A 20,445-nucleotide genomic window follows, 5' to 3' on the forward strand; every position below is an offset into this window, starting at 1 on the left:
AATATTATTAGGATATTTTAATTGGAGGTAAGATATATGTTGCTATTTCAGGTATTTGTACAATTTGAGGAGAGATGGCATTCCGTTGGATTCGTTTATGCTAAAGGTGGACCAGATGCAATGAACATGTTTCGAAGCAAATACTTAATTAGGTTACAGGAGATTGTTGGTCCTGATAATGTAGATGATCTCAGCTCTTTGAATCTTGATTATAAAGAAGTGCAAACAATGGAAGGGAAATATGTCCAGTATAGAGAATAAATTAGAGATATCTAATGATTAGGGGGGGATATTTTGAGGAATTTTAATAACATCGAAATAAAAGAACTTATTATTCATCGTGCAGATAATACAAAAGGGAAGGAACAGCTTGTTCTCTCTGAGCTTGGTTTATTAGAGGCTCTAAATAAGGATCAAGCCATTCAAATACTTGATGTAGTAACAGGTCATGCCATGAATGCAATGAAGGATAAAAAAAATAGACAAGCTTTTTTTCTGGATAAGGAAATTAATGAGGTATATAACGCTTCTAGCTCTGTCTTCAATAACGAAGTCAGTTTTATTGAGGTTAGCCACATATTGACAAGGCGATTGTTTCAGTTTATGAGAGGAAACAGCAATATTTCTGCTGCTGATTTGGTTTTCTTATTATTCATTGAAAGTGGAAATTTATGCTTAGGTATGCTGAAGCTTGATTATAAAGATCATTATATGTCGGAAGTAAAAGTAGATGATAATGGAAAAAGATTTTTAACATTATCACATCGAGGGGTTGGATGGCCTGAGCTTGGTACGAGGCTTCAAAAGGCTATGTTCATTCTTCCAGAAATACAAGATCAAGAGTTTCAATTATATGTATTAGATAGGCAAACTAGGAGGGATAGTGATGATATCGCAGTATTTTTTGCAGAACAATTCTTAAATATTCAACTAATAGCTGATGAGTTCATCCATACTAAAGGCTTTATTAATTTCACAAGGGATTTTGTAGATGCAAATGAAATTCCTCCTGTTAAGGCTCAAAAAATAAAAGATGCAGCAAGAAATTTAGTTATTACAGCAAAAGAAATAGATATAGAGGAATTTTCTAATATGCATTTTGGAGAAGGATCACAAGAAGTTATAGAATACATGGATTTCTTATCTTCAAAAGGTTTAACACGAATGTCTTTTACAAAAGACACCGAGTATGCTGAAGTATTAACTAAAAAAGTTAGGATACAGGGTACTTGGTTTAACCTTGACCTCACTGACTATACTGCATATAAAGATGAAAGTCGATTTGAATTAACTTGGGTAGACGAAAGTTCACATATTGCTAATATCACACTTAAAAATGCTAGAATAAAAAAAGTGGAGTGAAGCTATGGACATAAAGTCTTTATTCAATTCGTTTTCAGATAAGCTCGGAGTACAACCTTTTGAAACTGATGAAGGTCTATCAATTAATGGTAATTTGTATTATAACGAACTGCTAGAATTATTAGATGAAATTAAGACATTAAAATGTAATCTTGGAAAAGCGGTTTTAAATATTTCACAAGAAGAAACATATAGGATCATAGAGTTACCATTTAAGGAAGATAATATTAAATCTGAATTAAAATTCTTTTCAGAGAACTACAAATTAGACATTAATCTCCATGTAAATAAACTATCCCTTTTACCACCCTGTTATTTAAGTGATTTTAGGGTTCATGTATCATCAACGCTAAATTACTTGATTGATTATTTAAGAGAAGATAGAGTGATACACTCAAACAAGTTATTTCAAGAGGATAAACCAACATTATTTATTGTAATTTTTGAAGATATCATCACCCTTGAAAATGAGTATATAACTATAACATCACTTAAACACTTAGATAAATATGTTAGGCAAGTATATGGTAATACTCTTGATGTTATAAAAAAACGTAATAATAATTGTAAATGGACAGGATTTAGCACAAACATCACTCCAGATATGTTTGTGTTTAAACAAAAAACAAATAGAGATTTACAGGATATATTAGACAGGTATTTAATTATTCTATCATTAATATATTTATCAAACATTTCAGAACGAGATGAGAACAGCAATATAATTTGTCACTTTCATGGATATAAACCAGTAAAAGTAGATATGTCAGGGAATATAAACCTTGAATCCGGTAGAGATTTGTATGACTTATTTAAATGGTCATATGAAGAAAAAACCCCTGATAAACTTGGACTAGTAAGAAATTTAATAAGTTTAAATTTAAGTGAGAACTCAAATAAAAACCTACTTTTACTGTGTGACTCAGCGTCAATTATTCAGGAAGCATCGATTTCCAATTATAAGATTTATCTAGAGAATAATATAAAATTATATTTTGATGAAAGGAAAAAAGTAGAGGATTTTATACAACTAAAACTAAATGAAATTACATCTGAAATAAATGCAGTAACTAATTATATTACTAAGAATTTTGGAGGGTTACTTTTAACAATCTTAGGAGCAATAGTGTCCTATGTGACTATTCCAAATCTTAATGTTGTTAAATTCAGTCTAATTATCTATCTCATTTTATCGAGTATATTTGGTCTTTATTATTTGACTTATACTATGGTGCTTATTAAACAGACTACTAATAATATTGAACATTCCTTTAGTTATTTTTTGAGAACTTTCGGAGAGAATGATTTAAAGAGACTGAAAGGTTCAGTGATAAAAAATAGACTATGTTTATTTTATATATTTTGGACAATTTCATTGCTCTTAAGCTTGATGATAATCTGTGCACTCCTATACGGTCTTGTCAACTTGGAATACATTTTAGAGGTCCTCAATATAACAACAACTTCCTAAATCATAATTCAATTTGAACAAAAATAATTTTTAAATAATTTTCTATTTCTAAGAGGGCTCGCTTAATAACCTATAATTATGAGAGTTACCTTTATATCCTGAGTCCTGAATTTCATATACATCCTATTTAACTAGTTCAAATGACTCCCTTTAAAAATAAAAGACAAAAATGGCTGTAAAAGTAGGCTCAAGGGAGAAAAGAAAACCTGCACTTTTTGTGTCGTGTTTTTTGAGCCATTATGAAGTAATAGGCACTAAATTAAATTCAAACCAATGATAGCTACTAATGTAATGAGAGGCACTTAGTAATGGTGGTTCTTCAAGTTGTTGTTAAAAAGTTAAAAAACGTACAGTTGAAAATGAAACTTAGAAAATATACCCCTTTGTTTAATAGTCAAAGGGGTTTTTAGTAAAAAATTCTCAAGCTTCTTAGCTAAATCCTTTAACTAAGCCTCTTTATAAATGAATAATCACCAGTTTCAAATCGATTGTGCACTGCTGTTACTTTACTTATAAATTCACTTGCAGCATCATAAACACCGAATGTCTTAAGTAATTCAACATCTGTGATTTTGTGTACTGCAACACTCCACTTGTTATTATATTGATGTACAATACCGTCTTTTTTTAACTGAACTAACATTGCCTTTGTTGTTTTTACTGGAAATACATCACCCCAAATTTCTGATATTCCTAGGTGTTCAATCATAGAGAGCTCATCACTCAATTCGCAAATGAGAGAATCGGGAGCTCCAGATTTTTTATATTCAAATATCAGTCCACTAAGAGAGATATGTTTAAGTAATCTGCTCAAATTGTCTCCATCACCTAGTTCATTGAGATAACGTTTGATTACAGGAGCAACATATATTTCATTGAAATGTTTAGGGTTTAGTTCTTCGAACAATCTGTACATGCATGCTTCCCACTCAAAGTTTTTGAAGTTGTAGGGACCAAAATCTGCATAAAGAATACTAGTTTGTTTCTTTGAAGTATGCCACACAACTTTTTTAAATTTATAAAAGTTATCACCCCAAATACTTGGATAAAACTCTTCTGAATCCTCAGCATCTGGACTATAACAAATAACGCTAGCAAAACAAAAGATGAAGAGAGGTACATGAGAGAAATATATCCATTGATCATCTTCCATAATTAAATATTGAAATACGGTTTCGCGAAGCTTCTCATCATTTTTTAAATAAGTTTCATAGACAGGGTCCTTTAAGAATAGATTTTTACGTATTACTGGTTCATCGTAGTATATAAAAATGGATAAGCCCTCTGCACAAAAGCCTATAAGCTTCTGTAGTAGAGTTGAATCTCCTTCTACGATATGAAACAGCATTTTTAAGTATATATGGCTTTCTTTTTCAAGAATTTGCGGTTCAGAAGAATATAATGTTCTAATAAATAAGTCAATAGATTCTTGCGTTTGTAACAAATTATTAATGTGTGGGATGGTCGTATTGTCTAGTGCCTTAATTAGCTTTTCTTTAACTTCCAAAAGAAGATTACTTTTTGAAATTAAATTATTAATTTCATCATCATCTAAGTAAGTCTCTTGAGGTCCAAAAAGCCACTTCCCAGCATCGTCTTTGACAATTTCAAGAGGTTTTTCATCCCAATCAAGTTCACCGTGTAAAGGTTTGTAAGGCTTTACATTACTGTTTTTTAAGGAGGGTTCTCTTCCACACATAGAATATACTTTTTTTCCGAACTCTTTTGTATAGCGTAGATTGAATTCTTTAAGTAAATCAGGAATACTATCAATTAACATATCTAATTCCATAGGCATATAGTTTTCAACAAGTAATTCTAGCTCTGAAAGAATAATATTCTTTAATTCTTTTCTGATCTTAGGATAGTATTTTTTATGAAACACAACATACTCATCAGGAAATACTTTTTGGAACTTTTGCATTGCTGAGTAGTGATGTGCGCTAAATGCATTCTTGTAATAACTTATAATTAATTCTTGTCCATTAAAATTCATGCCTATTTCTATACAACGAACTATAATATCAGGTAAATTATATAGGTCATTATATTGTTCTTCTAATAAATCGCCTTTCCCCATGGTTAAACAGTAGTGATTTATCTCACCTTCTAGAAAATTACATAATTTAGGGTGTCTTTTGGCATTAAAAATACGAAGTAAGTTTAAGAATCGATCTAAGCGTCCATCTCTTTCTTCAATTGATTCATAATCCCAGTTCCAACTGCCATCATACTCTATAAGACTTACAGCATAATCGTGATAATGCATGATACACTGTTGAATAATTAAGTCATTGACTGTGTCACTACAATGTTTTGATAAATACTCTAGTAGAAATTGAAGTTGATTATAGTAGGAGCAGCATGCTAATAGCTTTGGAACCCATTGTTCACAATTCTCTTTTAAGTGAGCAAATAAGAAGTCTTGTACAGCTGGCAAACTAAATTTTAGTAAAATATCTTCAAAATCATCACTGTAAACTGACGTAATCATGGTTTTTTCAAGTTCTATAACACAATCTCCAAGGTTTTTAACCGACATTTGAGAAGAATAGAAATGAATATACTTTTGATAGCATTGCTCAATACTTCCTCGGTGAACAGGGGTTGACGTTATTAGCAATAGCATTGCAACGAATTGAGCCTCAGTAGAAAGATCCAAAAAAATGGTTTTCCAGAAATCATCAGGGCAATCAAAATAATCACATAATTGATAAAAGTATTCTTCAGGGGAGTAACTATTATCAAATTTTTTATTCAAGAAAAGTGAGAGTACCCGTGGATTATAGTTTTGATGATCTACAATCTGTCTAGTTTCCATATATAAGTAATGAACGTACTCATAATCAAGGTTTGATGTATAGAGATGGCTGTATAGTATGCTAGCTTTTTCATCATCGCTATATTCTTCCATAGTACAGATTAAGGCATATTGCTCCAACGTCCCTTTTAATTGCGGGTGTTTTTGAAACCCCTGTTGCAAAATATATTCCCGTGTCGTTAGTATTAATCGCTTGTCGTCATGGAACTCCACTATATGTTTAATAAGCTTGTCTAGTCGATCCTCATCTTTTCTACTATTGTGCTTTCCTAGGAAAATGCTCCCCCAAAAATCATCTAATATAAAGACTTGTTTTTGATTATCTTCCAGCAGGTTATATATATCCTCAATGGAGTTTGCCCAGACATATCCGTTAAAACTATCTGGTTGAAGATACGATAATGCCAGAGTTTGAGCCATTGAAGTTTTACCTGCACCAGGTTCTCCAGAAAGGATGATAACGTGGTTATGAGACCAATTTTTTAAAGCTTGGTGATATATTTTAGTGGGGACAAAAGTCTTGGTTTTTTGACATGCTATCTTTAGTTCCATAGCAGACTCTTTATAAATGCCACTATGGAGAGATTCTTTCAATATTTTCTCTAGTATATTAGCATTTGGAGCCCAGAGTTTCGGGAAATTGCTTATAATTTCTTTATAGGCTGGTTGTTTAAGAAGGCGGTTTAACTCAACTGTATCTAGAATATCATGAGGACTTACATTGAACTCTTTAAATAAAGTAATAATTTTATCTACCTGTGGTTTAGATAATTCCATAGATATTCCCAAAATATAGTGATCTGGTTGCAATTTGCGAACCTTTGGTAATTCAAGTTTTAAGCTTCGGAATAAGCTTGAGAAATTGGATTGATAGCGTTTCGCCTGTAAAATGGTTATATTATTGTTATTTGTATATAAGCCATCAACGCCATCGTCGCGTCCTTCTTTATACATTCTTAATGATATTCCATCTCGTAGAGATATGATATCACATACTAACTTTTCAAAATCTAATGGATCAAGTAATGCATGGAAATCATAGTTTGACACCTAACATTCCTCCATTTATACATTTAACCTTCTCTAAGATAAGCTTTTGTGTTTATATCTCTTTGTCTCTTCTTTAATTGTATCATGTAGTATGCTTAATATTGGCTTATACACTTAAAAAATGGTAGATAAATCAGTAACTTTAAATTTAAATTTTTAGATTAACTTTGTTTTGTAATAGATTCGTGGTAGGACGCAGCAACTTTACGCGCTCTTATTTCGACTAATCCAAAATCAACTGACGTTGTCAACGTTTCATAGCTTAGAAGGTCTTCAGTTTGAGCGAGTATATATGATTTATCTTGTCAATAGTATTTTATACATGCTAGAAGAGATTAATGATCGCCTCGTGTTATTCAGAGATCGGCTAGGATATGAGAAGGCAATTATTCATATGGCCAAACATATCGAGTTTTCGTAAAAAGGTATTAATGAATACAAGTAGAGACTGTCGATACTATTTTTCGGATAATTTAGTCGAGAGTATAGAATGCTTAAACTAGTGAAATGCCAAAATTCCCTTACTAAACATAATATGTCCTACACAAACAAAGGAGCTGAACCCAGCTCCTTATTTCTTAACTCTATTCCCTTGCCGTATAAATTTATCTTCCTTTTGGTAAGCCACTAATCAGCTGTTACTCTTTCATACATTTCCTTTACAACACTTGAACTATTTAACTCAACATTAGGACCACCAGGATTACCTAAAACTTCTGTTCCACTTGAGAAGCAAAGCAGAAATGTAAAACTACTAGCGACCACGATCGTTAACATTTTTTTCATAATACTTCCCTCTTTTCGATAGAATAGTTAGAGCTTCTTCATTCTCACCAAGCTTTTGTAATTCTAAAAGCGGTAATTGGACATAGAAATAATTTTCAGCGTTCAAGAAAGCTTCAACAGATTCATAGAAGGTACTGCTATCATTTTTGAGTAATCCGTTATAATAAAAATAAAACCCTTTATCCAATTCTGTCAAGTTCTCGTAGTCGATTTGATCCAAATGTTCTCTGGCGAGGGAGTGTTCCCCTTTCTGTATAAGATGATAAATATAGTTAGCTAATGTAACATGATCATCAATGCTTTCTGAGAAATCACTTTTGATTCCGTAAAAGGACTGCAAGAAAGATAAATTAAGTCTCGCCGATTTTAAATAAACACTGTGATTAAAAGTTATTGCATAGTTAATAGCTTTTGTAAAATAATCTTTGGCTCTCTCATAATCTTCAAGCATATAAGTAAGACCTAAGCTATTAAATGCAGTAGTTTTAGCATAGTCAATAAAATCTTGACCTATGATAGAGTAGCTGTATTGCCTGGATTTTTCTAGATTATTTGAATAGAAGTGAACAGCGCTCATAATCAAACCTAGACGCACGGAATAAGAGGAGCGTATGTAATCGCTTTTTATATTCTCAATTAACATGTCTGTGTCATTATTGTGCAGAAGAATTGTGTTGTGATCACTTAGCTCAAAATATAAAACGCCCTTGAGAATAGATTTAAGTGCTTTCAGCTCTATTTCTTTGGGTCTAAATTCCTCTACTTTCTTTAAAAAATCTACAGGGTCATATTTTACCTCTCTTTTTTCCTTGAGGAGGGAGTACATAGAGGCCCATTCTCTATCACATGGGTTGGTTGAGTTAGCCAGTAGATCAAGTAAGAAATCAAATTCGCTCCATAGTCGATTTACGGCACAATACTCTAGTCCATGCCTAGCATTACGTGATTTTTGAGTAACGATGTAATCCCCCATAATGGCAACTTGTTCATCAGGATAAAGATGTTTAACCACTCTTAAAACAGATTCAAATTTCATTTCATCATGCCCGTTTAAAAAACGGGATATGGTCGACTCGGTTGTATTGGCAATGCGAGATAATTTGCGCTGATCTATGTTGTCTAGATATTCAAGAGTCTGTAAAATTCGCTCTTGCAGCACATTCCTTCCCCCTTAGTAATATATTCCATTCTATTTGTTTCAGACTACAGTATATATTTGTTTGAGTCAATTTGTATTATGAAGTTTGCAAAAATAAATATTCGTAAATTATTTTTTAATAAAAAGAACAATTATTGCAAGTTTGTTTTATACTATCAGAATTTATAAGTTTAAAGGTAGATAGTATAAGAAAATCTAAGGCTTTCGCCATGACTTGGAGATAAGCCAAGTTTTTCTAATCGGTCTTATTATGCAGCCTAAAACGTGGATAAGTTTGTTGCGGTGGAGTACCCCTTTCATTCTGGGGTAATCAAGTTGTGCAGAAATAATAAAGTTGTTTAATTTACAATAAAGTCATTTAAAAAAATATAGTTGTTTAAAAATCCTTATTCCACTAAATTGAAATTTAATTACTTAACATTATGCTTATCTTGGGAGCGAGGTATTTTATCGGTGAGTGTATACAAACCATGTAATGATTGCTGTTAATAATGCTGACGAAATCAAAGCTGTAAGAACACTATATGTTTGCCAAATAAGTATCGTTGACCAATCCAAAGCAAAGCACAGTATACCCAGGGCAATCGTAGCGATCAGGAAAATAACTGTTACGATTATTCTCTTTTTTGTCATTGGCTGCCGCTCATTCGTTTTCCTTCTGCGTAATCCTAAGAGAAATAGCAAAACGGCCAATAGGCAAAGAATAATTGTGATAGACGACAAAATGATATCCAAAAGCTGTGTGCCGCTTATTTCATATGACTGAGTTAGATTGCCGTCTAATATATCTTTAACTTTTAGTACCAGGTTTGTATTGGTATTTGCGCCGTTGCTCAGCAAGCAGACGGCTGTTCGTTCATTTAGCAGTATGGCTACTTCGGTTCTAAAATTTGGATTGCCCCCAGTGTGTTCTATAATCGTTTGGTCGGCGTTTACCGACCAGCCTGCCGCATAATACATATCGTTGACAGCCGAAACAGACATATCACCTCTATGTGATTTTTCGATAACCGTGTGAAATATTTCGGGTATGTCCTGCACGATACCCATCTGTATGCCCATCCAACGCGCCATATCTTTTGTATTAGAAATGATGTAGCCTGCGGGTTTATTCCCAGCATAATCCGGAGCTTTAAATGGAGTTGTCATAAAAAAGGAAGAACGGTAGCCCTGTGCCAACTGTCCAGTGGCTTGAGCATCTTCTTTATAAACATACGTCTGGTGAAGACCTAACGGTTGAAATACCTGTTCCCTCATAAAGTCTTCATAGCTTTGTCGCGACACAATCTCAATAACCAAACCCAATACGTCATAATTAACGGTTCCATAGTTATACTGTTCACCAGGAGGAAACGCCAATTCAGCATCCACGAGCATTTCCACAGTCTTTTGTAACATATCCGGTGTATTGCCTTGTGGAATATTTTGAGTATGCCTAAAATTTGTTAGACCACTGGTATGGTAAAGAAAGTTATTTAGTGTAAGGCTTTGCATATCAACAGGTTTCCCTTGATACTTTAACGTAAACCAAGGTAAATATTTTTGGACAGGGTCAGTCATTGAGAGCAGCCCTTGCTCTTCCAACAGCATAATACCCATACCGGTAAAAGCTTTACTGACCGAGGCTAACTCATAGAGTGTATTTTCACTTGCAAACAACCCCTTTTCACGGTCTGCATACCCTGAAGAAAAGTAGAACACTTCATCATCAGCAAGTATTGAGATTGACATTCCCGGCACACCTGATATACGACAGGCATCATCTAGCAACGCTTGTATTGCCGCAGATTGCGAATCTGACAACGCATAACTTTGTGTTGCGAATCCTGAGAATAATATAAATATCGTTAATACAAAAACAATAATCTTTTTCATAAACTCTCCTTTTTGAAAAATTATAAGAGAATAATATAAATAACCTACTTTTACAACTACTGAACTAAATTTTAATTTATCTTTCTATTCACCTATATAATATCAAGTAATTGTGAAGAGTTACACTTAAACGAACAGATGCGTTAGTTCAACTTTATTATCATTATACAAAGATTGCTAGTGTCCAGTGACATCAAGGAAAGACAAAAACAGGATTTCGCCTTCAAGGGCAAACCCTGTTTTTTCGGATAGAATTATATGATTAATATGCTGGGCTTCAGTATTTAGGCGAAGTACATGTTTCTACGCTTCCCACCAACGTGTAGTACCCTCCTTCTGTTTTTTCGATTAGATGTTTCATTTTGTTTATGTGTTCGATAATGTCTGCTTTTTCTAACAAACGTTTATGATATTCAATACTTTCAAAGGTAGTAATCATAATTGCCTTATTATTGTCGACAGAACGATGCCAACGACTACTAATCCAACCAGGGCCAGCTATATCTTTGAAGTTAAGTAATTCTTCAGCTTCAGTAGAGACCAATTCGTCTAGCTTGCCTGGTTTCGCAGTAAATATATTAATCCAAACAATTGATTTACTAGAATTCAAGTAAATACCCCCCACTGTTAAATTATTGTTTTAACGAGGAATTTCTAACTTGTACACAAGATTATAGAGGATTAGCACACAATAGAATTCTTCCGCGACTATGCCTACCTTCGCTTCGCAAGTGTGCTTCCCTTACCTCGCTCAGCAGGTATATCCTGTCAACTTCCGCTTTGATCGTGCCATCCGCGAGCAGTTGCGCTACCGCTTTATTGTCATTAAACGTTGGAGAGGCAGTGCTATGTTTGGCTGTAACTTCAAATTCGCGTGCTTTCTCTTGGGAGGGTGGTTGCACCAACGTGACCAGACATCCGCCCGGTTTTAATACGGACCATGAGCGATCTTGCGTACTTCCCCCAACTGTATCTATCACCAGATCGACATCCTTTACGGCTTCCTCAAATGGAGTAGATGTATAATTGATCACTTGATCTGCACCCAAAGATTTTACATAATCAACATTATCACCTGAAGCGGTGCCGATTACTTTGGCACCTTTCCATTTAGCAAGTTGTACAGCGAATTGTCCCACACCACCGGCGGCTGCGTGAATAAGAACTGTCTGCCCAGACTCCAGGTTTCCTTCTGTGAACAAAGCTTTCCAAGCTGATTCGGCACCTGCTCCAACCGTCGCAGCATCCTCAAGCTTGAGATTTTTAGGAACATGCAGTAAACCGTTTAATAATGAATAGGGTTCAGAAACTGAAACGATTCCATATTCTGAATAAGCCCCTTTCATCTTACCGAAAACGAGGTCGCCAGCTTCAAATTCCGTTACGTTTTCACCTACGGATTCAATAATGCCGGATACAATTGCTCCTGGAATATACGGCAGCGGCTGGGGGAATACATCCTTCAGTAGTCCACTGCGAATTTTCCAATCAAGTGGAATGACTGCCGCATATACTACACGAACAAGAACTTCGCCGGCTTGCGGCACAGGACGTTCTACATCTTCCACTTTTAGCACGCCGGGATCGCCGTACTCATGCACGCGTACTGCCTTCATCCATGATTTTGACATTTAAAATTCTCTCCTTTGTCTAATAGATTCTGTCTCATTTTCTTTACTTTCCAACAACGCCAACTGTAAGCGAACATGGTCAACGTGTCTGACTTGTATTATAATTTTAAGAGTAGGATTCTCTCAAGAACGCACTTTTGGGGAACATAGTATCAATTTTGATACAATGAGGAGGGGAGAGTATGGGTGAAGAAATACGTTATTGTCCTGTCGAAAAGGCTCTGGCCGTAATCAGCGGAAAGTGGAAGCCGTATATCTTCCGGTACCTTACCGGCCAAACAAAGCGCTTCGGAGAGTTACAGAGAGCTTTACCACATGTAACACGAAAAACACTCACCCAACAACTTCGGGAGATGGAGGAAGATGGTGTGGTCATCAGAAAAGTATATCCGCAAGTCCCTCCAAAGGTGGAATATTCTCTTAGTGATTACGGCAAGACGCTCATTCCAGTCATGAGCTCGCTTTCAAGTTGGGGACAGGTGCACTCCAAACGCGACAATCATGCGCGAGACAACCAGCCTGATGGCTGACATAATTGCCTAGTTAAAACAAGCCTTTGCGTGGAGAACGGGACGACGAGGTTCGTCATCCGGTACCGTTCCGCCACTTCGATGTCGACTCACTTTATTACGGTCTTTATTACATGCATACTTACTTTAACAATTAAAGACAAAGGGTTGATTGCTTTTAGAAAATATGAAAATTAGATTAAAAGAGAGTACAAGCCATATCAACCTTGAACACATATTTTTAATCAAACTTTATTCTAAATCTACAGCTTGACAATCATCTAAAGTAAGGAATATAATAATCAAAAATGTTAGTTATCGATAACTAATAAAAAGGGTGATTTACTTGAGCATGAAAACAGAAAACACTGCCGATAAAATAATATCGTCTACTGTTGATCTAATGTCTGATAAAGGATATAAGGCCGTAACGATAAAGGAAATTGCTGCCGCAGCATCCGTCAGTGAAATGACCGTATTTCGGACATTTGGCTCTAAGAAAGCCATATTAGACGCCATTATTGATAATTATTTGTTCTCTGCACCCATTGAACAGATCATCCAAAAGAACATCACGTATGAGTTAGAAACAGATTTATTAATGATCAGTAATTTGTACCATGATGTGCTGAAGAGAAATAAGAAAATTTATTTAATTTCCATAATGGAACGAAAAACAATGCCTGAAATACATTTAAGCGTTCATAATAATGCTTTAAAATTTCTAAAAATCGTCACTGAATATCTTCATGTCATGCAGCAAAAGGGAAAGGTAGTTAAGGGCAACCCTGAAGCACAAGCACTAACGATCATGAGATATAATTATGGGAAATTTGTTGCTGGTACGCTACTGGAAGGAACTTCTTCAGCGGTAGGGGATGATGACATGGAAGAGGCGATATCCATTATAGCCAGGGGTTTAAAAACTTAATTTTTTTAACCAATATGTTAGTTACTATTAACTAACAACGAGGAGGCTTTGTTGTATGGAACGGCTATGGACAAAATCGTTTATTGGACTGATCTTTACTTTGTTTTTCTTGTGCTTCGGATTTTATTTGCTCCTCCCAACATTACCGATCTACATCAAAGAATTAGGTATCGACGAATCACAACTTGGATTAATCATCGGAAGTTTTACTTTATCCGCAGTTGTTGCTCGTCCGATTATTGGAGGACTCCTAGATCGTTTCGGCAGACGCTTCTTTATCTTTGCGGGACTTATTATCTTCGCCATATCAATGCTTCTATATAATTGGGCAAGCGGAATTCTTTTATTGTTTCTTTTGCGAATACTCCATGGCTTCGGGTGGGCTATTTCGACCACATCCATCGGAACTTCGATTACCGATGTGATCCCTGATCGTCGCCGAGGTGAAGGAATGGGGTGGTATGGCATGTCAATGACTGTATCCATGGCCATAGGACCCATTATCGGGGTATGGATGGTCCAAAGCTTCTCTTTTCAATATTTGATTATTGCAGCTTTTTGTTTATCTATTGCAGCTATTCTTATTGCCCTAGTGACTAAGGTTCCAATTTTACGAGCGGACAACAAAGGAAAAATAGTGTATTTCGATAAATCCATCCTATCCATATCGGTAGCTATATTTTTCTTGGCTCTTACCTATGGGGGCATTACCACGTTTATGCCGCTGTTCGCCGAATCGATTCAAGTTAACCCAGGTACTTTCTTTTTGATCTATGCCATTGCGCTGACCATCACCCGCCCTGTTGCAGGGAAGCTTGCGGATCGTTATAACGAAGGATCAATCATTATCCCGTCTTTACTCATCACAATCGTTGCTCTACTCCTCTTGAGTGTATCCAATGGATTACTAGGAGTTATTGTTTCTGCAATTCTGTATGGAATTGGGTTTGGATCAGCACAGCCCATACTTCAAGCAGCCATTCTCAACCTAGTTTCTCCTACGAAAAAAGGAGTGGCCAATGCTTCCTTTTTCACGGCCATGGATTTAGGGATTGGGTTGGGATCAATCATACTCGGATTGGTTTCTCAGTACTTGGGTTACTCATTTTTATTTACTGTATGTGCTGTTTCCGGCTTCATTTCTTTGTTCATCTTCATAGTTTTTGTTAGACGGGCATTACTGCGTAGAAAGGAGGAGGATAAAAACGAGAATCTTCATTTGACATCTTAAGTATCTTAAGTAGCCATTTTTTTGAATGAAATGTTAGTTATAAATATCTAACATTATTAAATCCACACCTTACAAGGAGGAAGCGACAATGACAACCACTCTTTTACACATTGGAATTATTCTCGGCAGTTCACGCCCAGGGAGAGTTAGCCCGCAAGTTGGGAATTGGATCAAGGCAATTGCCGATCAACGCGGGGATGCAAAGTATGAAATAGTAGATCTTGTAGACTACAACCTACCGTTTTTTGGAGACCTAACTGGCGAGCAGCAAGTTTCGGCTTGGGCTAAGAAAATATCCAGTTTGGACGGATTTGTCTTCGTTACAGCTGAATACAATCACAGCATCACAGGGGTATTAAAAAATGCACTTGATTCAGCACGAACGGAATGGTACAACAAAGCGGCTGGTATTGTCAGCTATGGTTCCTCAGGTGGAACACGAGCAGCTGAACATTTACGTGGAATACTTGCGGAATTACAAGTGGCGGATGTTCGCACACACCCCGCACTAAATTTATTTACAGATTTTGAAAACTATACGGTTTTTAAACCTTCAGATTTACACATTGCACATGTGAATGACATGTTGAATCAAGTAATTAGTTGGTCAAACGCATTAAAGTCGGTTCGTAGCTAATGGGTCACGATTTGTAAAAGGCAACAAGCTCTTCCCTATAAGATGAGGAAGAGCTTGTGATTTATCCCGTAATTGATATCGAAATACACTCGACGTTTGAAATTTGTGCAGAAAGTCACCCAATTAATGAACACATAGTAATTTAGTAATTAAAATAGTTCGGGTTCGGGGATCTCTTGCCAACGGCGTAAAGTAGAAGCTTAATAGCCCTTGTTAAAAAAAGCGGTTAAGATTTTGTTGACTATTAACCCCGAGATGCGTATAATTTGAATGAATAAAAAATATATTCATTCAAGAAATTAAGGAGGTGATTGACCTGAATCAGTCAGATAAACGTCAACTGCTCTTTGATGCAGCGCGTGAGCTTTTTTTGGAGCAAGGGTTCAAGAAAACCAACGTCGCGGCGATCACAGAACGTGCCAACGTAGCCGTGGGTACATTCTATAAGTATTTTGCCTCAAAGGAACAAATTTTCTATGAGGTTTATCAAGCTGAAAATGAAAAGGCAAAGCGGAAGATTGTGGCTCGAATCGACGCCGATCAATCCCCGAAGGAAGTGGTGAAACAGTTTTTGCAAGAGATTATTCGCACGAGTGAACAGAATGCGATCCTTGCCGAATGGTACCGCAATACGGAGGCCAGTCAAGTGCTCATGAACTACAATCAAGAATGTGACGTTCAAAAAAACAGCTTCGTATACCGATTTTTGCTAGACAATATCGAACGTTGGCGGTCTTCCGGACAATTCCGTCGGGATATCGATGCGAACACGATCCTAGCGCTGTTCAATGTTTTAGTACTCCTGGATAACCATAAGGAAGAAATCGGTCATGAGCATTTTCCGCAGGTGCTGGAATTATTGGCGGAGATGATTATTGACGGGCTGACTGCGTCATCGTAAAAAACGCCACCTGAAGCGTGGCGAATTCTTTTGACTAATAATGAATGAATAAAAATTTTATTCATTCAAAAGTGAGGTGCCGACATGCAAAAGGAAACGAACAAAAACATGCAACAAAAAGGAGGACGTTCAATGGGACTGCAAATTTTGGGCTGGTCGATGGTGGTGATTGGAGCGATCCTTGTCATTTGGGGCTTTTATGAGTATCCGGCAAGCGAATGGTGGGGGAACGGTTTCCTCAATTACGCCGTCAGCGGCATGGCACTAATTGCAGGTGGGTTGGCCATTCTTAAGATCTCTGCTCTGCTGACCGTTGTCGCAATCATCATTGCAGCACTGCTTTTAGCCGTTTATATATGGAATATGCAATTGGACTTCTTTTCCGCACTGCTCAGTTATGTCTTGACTGCTGCTCTTACGACCTGGTTGGTGAGTTTGCTGCTTAGATAATGGTTAAAAAAAACGGAGGTGTTGATTTTGATGAACGATTCAGGTGTCGAATTGGCCATAGAGGCAAAGGGCTTGGTAAAAGTATTTGGTAATAACCGGGTGGTAGATGGTGTGGATCTGGCTATACCCAAAGGGTCTGTCTATGGATTCTTGGGTCATAATGGAGCCGGGAAAACGACAACGATCCGCATGCTGTCAACATTGCTGCCCATGGATGGCGGCACCGTGAAAGTGTTTGGTCATGATTTGGCTAGGGAGCCGCATGAGGTCAGGGGTCAAATCAGCTTGGCGGGTCAGTACGCATCGCTTGATGAAGATTTGACCGGTTACGAAAATCTGGTTATGATCGCCAGGTTGGTGGGGTATTCTCGAAAAAGAGCCAAAATGCGTGCGCAGGAATTGCTTCGCGTATTCGGGCTGGAGGAAGCGGCTAAGCGCCAGGTGAAAACCTACTCCGGAGGCATGAGACGTCGGATTGATATCGCGGGGAGTATCGTGGTCACACCACGCATCCTTTTTCTCGATGAACCGACGACAGGTCTGGATCCAGAAAGCCGTAACCAGGTATGGGAGATTGTTCGTGCCCTGGCCAGCGTTGGAACAACAGTGTTGCTAACAACGCAATATTTAGAGGAGGCGGATCGCTTGGCAGACCGCATCGCCGTCATGAAACAGGGCAGGATCATTGCCGAAGGAACGAGCAATGAATTGAAATCGTCCGTTGGAAGCAGCATATTGCACATTCGTCTCGTGCATGAGGAGGAATCAGAGCGAGCCAAAGAGATGCTTTCCGATAAGGTTGCCTCCCCCGTTCGGAGCACCTCGGACCCTTGTGAGCTGTTCGTGCAGGTCACGGATCCCGTGTTGGTCGCTGAGGGGCTTAGGGCGCTTGGGAATGCAAATATCGGTATACATGAACATTCCTATGGTCAGCCCAGCCTTGACGAAGTTTTCCTGACATTAACACGCCGATCATCCGTTGAACAGTCCGGTGCTGAGGAGTGAGTACAATGAAGACCATGACGAATAAGACGGATGGCGGTGGTGATCAGACACTTTATGATGTGCTGCGTTCAGGTGAACAGGCCGGACGTGCCAATGCGCTGTCTTCGTCGTTGACGTTCGGCTGGAGATCTATGCTGCGTATCAAGCATTTACCTGAACAGCTCTTTGATGTAACCGTCTTTCCTGTTGTGTTGTTAATTATGTTCACCTACTTGTTCGGAGGTGCCATCGCTGGCTCATCGACGGACTATTTGCAATTTCTTTTGCCCGGTCTGCTGGCCATGACGGTGGCGATGCTTACGATGTATACCGGCGTGGAATTGAACAGGGACATAGAGAAGGGGGTATTCGACCGTTTCCGCACGTTGCCGATCTGGCTGCCTTCCCCTCTTGTGGGAGCTTTGCTGACTGATACGGTTCGATCCATGATCGCAATCACGACGACGCTTGTACTCGGTCTCATCCTCGGTTTTCGTCTGGATGGTGGCCTGGTCGGCGCGCTGACAGCCTTGGTGCTGCTCTTGATCTTCTCATTCAGTTTGTCCTGGATATGGACTACGCTCGCCTTGATCATGCGCTCGGAGAAATCACTAATTACGGTCAGCACGATGGTGATCGTGCCCTTGACATTCATCAGCAATGTCCTCGTTGAACCGGAGACACTGCCCATCTGGTTGCATGGATTTGTGGACGTCAACCCCATTTCTATCTTGGTAAGTGCCCTCCGCGGTGCACTGAACGGTCTTTTGACCTGGGAGCAGGTGGGCTGGCTGCTGATTGCTTCGGTGATCATAATCGCTGTTTTTGCACCGCTGACCATGTATTTGTATCGCAATAAAAAATAGGAGATCATCATCGTAGAGATCACCATCACCGATGGTGATCTCGATATTTGTGCGCCCGGCATGGGTGCTATCTCTAGGGTTCAAGTCCCGAATAGCGAAGGCAGTAGTAAGTCAAACTTATGCTTTCCGCTCAAGTAAAGAAAGGACAGGCGTGCCCGCCCTGTCCTTTCTTAATAGATATGAGTAAACTCCTGATTAGTTTACAGTTCGATTAAGGTTACAGATCCACTTTCAAGGTGCCCAGCAACTTGGCGAATTTCGGATCATGGTACGACATGAAAAGAGTTTCTCGCGTATCAAGGGTAGAAATTTGTTTGATGTCGCCCGCGCTTAATTCAAAATCAAAGATGTCAAAGTTTTCGACAATCCGCTCCTTGTGTACCGATTTTGGAATAACAACGATCCCACGTTGGACAAGCCAGCGCAATTTAACTTTTCAATAAATTGAATTGGGCGTTTTTACATTTTTATTCTACATATTATGTTGCAGAGTCAAAAGAGCTGAGGCGAAAATTCAGCATATTTTTTGCTGCATTAGTTATCGTTACTGTCTTTATTTTTTTCTTTATACACCTTATAAAACTTGATGAAAAAAATGAGGAATATCCAAGGGAGAATGTAGGTTGTAATAAATTTAAATAATATAATGACCTCGCTGTCCGTCCTTAAGAAATAAAGCAATGCTATGATAAAAAATACGCCCAAAATAGTGGAGACTATTGAATAATACATATTCTTCATAAGTAGGACCTCCATTTCTTCAGCTAATTAAAGCATTTCTCCATAAGGGGTTTAATCCCTTTTTTAATTCCAAATCACCCAAAATTTATTCCTACTTTGTCTAATCTAGGAGAAATCAATGACTAGAGTCACTTGTCCACATATTTCTATAGTGAGAAGATAAAATAGCGGTTTGGAAATACCCACCCTCTATTTTAATTTTAACCATAATCTTAGTTCTAGCTAAATTCAGAAAGGAGTGGGGAATATGTCTAGAATGCACTCTAAACAAACTAACTTACTAATTATCTTGTCACCACTTGTCATTATTCTATGTGGCTTTATCATAGCAACACTATTTACTCCTATCTTAGGGGGCTGGAGTTGGGTACCTTTAGCCATTACCTACTGGACTCTAATGGCTACTATGGTAATACGTTTTGGCGGAAAAAAAGCATTAATGACTTGGTTCAGTAGACCAATCGGAAAGAAAAGCTGGCTTCTTATAGGAATCTTTATTGGCTTTATACCTATATTAGGGATTTTAATGTTCAATATTGAGCTACTAGCCCAATACCCTTGGCTAACACTCTTTTGGTTATTATTTGCCTTCATTAATCCTTGGTTTGAGCAAAGCTACTGGCGAGGTCTACTATTAGATGCTGGTGGGAAGTGGCCTCAATGGCTAATCATTTCCTATTCCACTGTTTTGTTTGCCCTGAGTCATCCCATCATGTGGGGTGTTTTTTCAATCGGAAATCGCTCCTATGAATCATTTGCTGCCCTTCTATTGATGGGTGTCGTCTGGTGTCTCATTCGCATAAAAACCAAAAGCTTACGTTGGTCTTTACTCTCTCATGTTTTAGTAGATATAGGGAATATGTCTATATTCGTCTTTATGAATATTTACATCCCTCCTCAGCATTTTTAGAAATTGATCCCCTCGAATTTTATCTAGAAATCAGTGAGTAGCTTTTTGTGCCCTTCTATATTCTTAGAAGGGCTTTTTTGCGTCTGGCAATGACTTAAGTCTGTAGGAAATACATAAATGACTTCTAAAT

At 37.6% G+C, this 20,445-nt stretch carries 18 protein-coding genes and 1 pseudogene; 12 read left to right on the top strand and 7 right to left on the bottom strand.

Translation table 11 applies throughout. The features are described from left to right. Positions 1–36 precede the first annotated feature (36 nt). The 3 genes from J2S11_RS09950 to J2S11_RS09960 are packed head-to-tail and all read left to right on the top strand — an operon-like array spanning position 37 to position 2,833. Positions 37–261 (top strand): hypothetical protein, encoded by a 225-nt coding sequence (locus J2S11_RS09950; RefSeq protein WP_307394118.1) that lies wholly within the window; start codon positions 37–39, stop codon positions 259–261. A gap of 33 nt (positions 262–294) precedes the next feature. Beyond that, complete coding sequence (locus J2S11_RS09955; RefSeq protein ID WP_307394120.1) at positions 295–1,362, top strand: nucleoid-associated protein; 1,068 nt, start codon at positions 295–297, stop codon at positions 1,360–1,362. A 4-nt stretch (positions 1,363–1,366) separates the two neighbouring features. Beyond that, positions 1,367–2,833, top strand: coding sequence for a hypothetical protein (locus J2S11_RS09960; RefSeq protein ID WP_307394122.1), 1,467 nt, complete (start codon positions 1,367–1,369; stop codon positions 2,831–2,833). A gap of 442 nt (positions 2,834–3,275) precedes the next feature. Here the strand turns inward: J2S11_RS09960 and J2S11_RS09965 are convergent, their stop codons facing one another. From J2S11_RS09965 to J2S11_RS09990, 6 genes are all read right to left on the bottom strand, one after another. Continuing rightward, entirely contained in the window at positions 3,276–6,704 is a 3,429-nt protein-coding gene (locus J2S11_RS09965; RefSeq protein WP_307394124.1) for an nSTAND3 domain-containing NTPase, read from the bottom strand. A gap of 627 nt (positions 6,705–7,331) precedes the next feature. Beyond that, entirely contained in the window at positions 7,332–7,490 is a 159-nt protein-coding gene (locus J2S11_RS09970; RefSeq protein ID WP_307394126.1) for a hypothetical protein, read from the bottom strand. After that, the gene (locus tag J2S11_RS09975; protein ID WP_307394128.1) at positions 7,459–8,649 is read right to left on the bottom strand and encodes an AimR family lysis-lysogeny pheromone receptor; all 1,191 of its coding nucleotides are present in this window, start codon (positions 8,647–8,649) and stop codon (positions 7,459–7,461) included. The genes J2S11_RS09970 and J2S11_RS09975 overlap by 32 nt, the downstream gene beginning before the upstream one ends. 447 nt (positions 8,650–9,096) lie before the next feature. Continuing rightward, positions 9,097–10,524: a serine hydrolase domain-containing protein gene (locus tag J2S11_RS09980; protein ID WP_307394130.1), complete on the bottom strand. Its 1,428-nt coding sequence runs from the start codon at positions 10,522–10,524 to the stop codon at positions 9,097–9,099. A gap of 277 nt (positions 10,525–10,801) precedes the next feature. Continuing rightward, positions 10,802–11,134: a hypothetical protein gene (locus tag J2S11_RS09985; protein ID WP_307394131.1), complete on the bottom strand. Its 333-nt coding sequence runs from the start codon at positions 11,132–11,134 to the stop codon at positions 10,802–10,804. Between the two features lie 61 nt (positions 11,135–11,195). Beyond that, positions 11,196–12,155, bottom strand: a complete 960-nt coding sequence (locus J2S11_RS09990) for an NADP-dependent oxidoreductase (RefSeq protein ID WP_307394132.1) — start codon at positions 12,153–12,155, stop codon at positions 11,196–11,198. Positions 12,156–12,337: 182 nt separating this feature from the next. Here J2S11_RS09990 and J2S11_RS09995 point away from each other — a divergent pair, with 182 nt between their 5' ends. From J2S11_RS09995 to J2S11_RS10030, 8 genes are all read left to right on the top strand, one after another. Then, complete coding sequence (locus J2S11_RS09995; protein WP_307394134.1) at positions 12,338–12,685, top strand: winged helix-turn-helix transcriptional regulator; 348 nt, start codon at positions 12,338–12,340, stop codon at positions 12,683–12,685. A 331-nt stretch (positions 12,686–13,016) separates the two neighbouring features. Continuing rightward, positions 13,017–13,595 carry a TetR/AcrR family transcriptional regulator gene (locus J2S11_RS10000; protein ID WP_307394360.1) on the top strand — a complete coding sequence of 193 codons (579 nt, stop codon included), beginning with the start codon at positions 13,017–13,019 and terminating at the stop codon, positions 13,593–13,595. A gap of 55 nt (positions 13,596–13,650) precedes the next feature. Continuing rightward, on the top strand, positions 13,651–14,826 hold the full coding sequence (locus J2S11_RS10005) for an MFS transporter (protein ID WP_307394136.1): 1,176 nt from the start codon (positions 13,651–13,653) through the stop codon (positions 14,824–14,826). Between the two features lie 88 nt (positions 14,827–14,914). Continuing rightward, positions 14,915–15,463 (top strand): NADPH-dependent FMN reductase, encoded by a 549-nt coding sequence (locus J2S11_RS10010; protein ID WP_307394138.1) that lies wholly within the window; start codon positions 14,915–14,917, stop codon positions 15,461–15,463. A gap of 307 nt (positions 15,464–15,770) precedes the next feature. Next, the gene (locus J2S11_RS10015; protein ID WP_307394140.1) at positions 15,771–16,364 is read left to right on the top strand and encodes a TetR/AcrR family transcriptional regulator; all 594 of its coding nucleotides are present in this window, start codon (positions 15,771–15,773) and stop codon (positions 16,362–16,364) included. Positions 16,365–16,448: 84 nt separating this feature from the next. Then, positions 16,449–16,814 (top strand): hypothetical protein, encoded by a 366-nt coding sequence (locus tag J2S11_RS10020; RefSeq protein WP_307394142.1) that lies wholly within the window; start codon positions 16,449–16,451, stop codon positions 16,812–16,814. Between the two features lie 30 nt (positions 16,815–16,844). After that, a complete protein-coding gene (locus J2S11_RS10025; protein ID WP_307394144.1) occupies positions 16,845–17,819 on the top strand; it encodes an ATP-binding cassette domain-containing protein in 975 nt (324 codons plus the stop codon). Positions 17,820–17,824: 5 nt separating this feature from the next. Further along, complete coding sequence (locus J2S11_RS10030) at positions 17,825–18,664, top strand: ABC transporter permease (protein ID WP_307394146.1); 840 nt, start codon at positions 17,825–17,827, stop codon at positions 18,662–18,664. A gap of 217 nt (positions 18,665–18,881) precedes the next feature. Here the strand turns inward: J2S11_RS10030 and J2S11_RS10035 are convergent. Next, positions 18,882–19,100, bottom strand: a pseudogene (locus J2S11_RS10035) (aldo/keto reductase); the annotation flags it as partial. Between the two features lie 552 nt (positions 19,101–19,652). Here J2S11_RS10035 and J2S11_RS10040 point away from each other — a divergent pair. Beyond that, positions 19,653–20,315, top strand: a complete 663-nt coding sequence (locus J2S11_RS10040; protein WP_307394148.1) for a CPBP family intramembrane glutamic endopeptidase — start codon at positions 19,653–19,655, stop codon at positions 20,313–20,315. Positions 20,316–20,445 lie beyond the last annotated feature (130 nt).

The sequence above is a fragment of the Bacillus horti genome (genome assembly GCF_030813115.1).
GTDB classification, from domain to species: Bacteria; Bacillota; Bacilli; order Caldalkalibacillales; family JCM-10596; genus Bacillus_CH; species Bacillus_CH horti.